The organism is Rahnella perminowiae (assembly GCF_019049755.1).
Taxonomy (GTDB): Bacteria; Pseudomonadota; Gammaproteobacteria; order Enterobacterales; family Enterobacteriaceae; genus Rahnella; species Rahnella perminowiae.
Map to the genome: position 1 here is coordinate 1 of NZ_JAFMOS010000091.1, position 636 is coordinate 636.

1 protein-coding gene is annotated in these 636 nt (G+C 37.6%); it reads right to left on the reverse strand.

Features of this window, described 5'->3' with window-relative positions; all coding sequences use genetic code 11:
- Positions 1–299 precede the first annotated feature (299 nt).
- Complete coding sequence (locus J1785_RS00470) at positions 300–578, reverse strand: hypothetical protein (protein ID WP_217137480.1); 279 nt, start codon at positions 576–578, stop codon at positions 300–302.
- Positions 579–636: the final 58 nt, after the last annotated feature.

The window sequence follows — 636 nt, forward strand, 5'->3', positions numbered from 1 at the left end:
GTATAAAATCTATTTATTTCCATAGAAGATGAATGTGGGTCTGGATTAACAGATGCAGGGTCATTAAAGTAAATAATTCCTTCATGTAACCTATAGCATAAAACTAGATGCCCTCCTTTTTTTTTCCGCTCTGTCCCTCTGTGCTAATTGTATTAGATACAGAACCGATCACCGGCCTATCATTTTCCATATACCATTCTAATTTACTCTGATAGAGCTCAGTTTCAACTTGAGCTTTAATATTGAAGTGTTCTGATATCATTTCGCAGAACGGCCTGTATATAAGCCCCAGAACTTCCTCATTTTCTTTTTTTACGTAGGCACCGCCGCTCGATTGCCATCTGCAATAGTTGGAAACTTGAAAGGCATTTCTTATCTAAACAAAGAAGATAAAACCTGAATGCGGCTATACCGCACATTTTCCATGACCAAAAACGATAAACTTTTTCATCAACAAACCCGGAAATTATTGACCAGTTAGGATCGCAGCAGGGATCCATGCCCTGCATAATCGCTGAATTATACTTTCCGCTAGCCCACTGTGAAACGTATGGGAAATAGTTACTTTTTTCCTTCATATCTATTCCGCATTATGTTTGTTAGGTAATTTAATGTTCTATCTAACAGCCATTCATT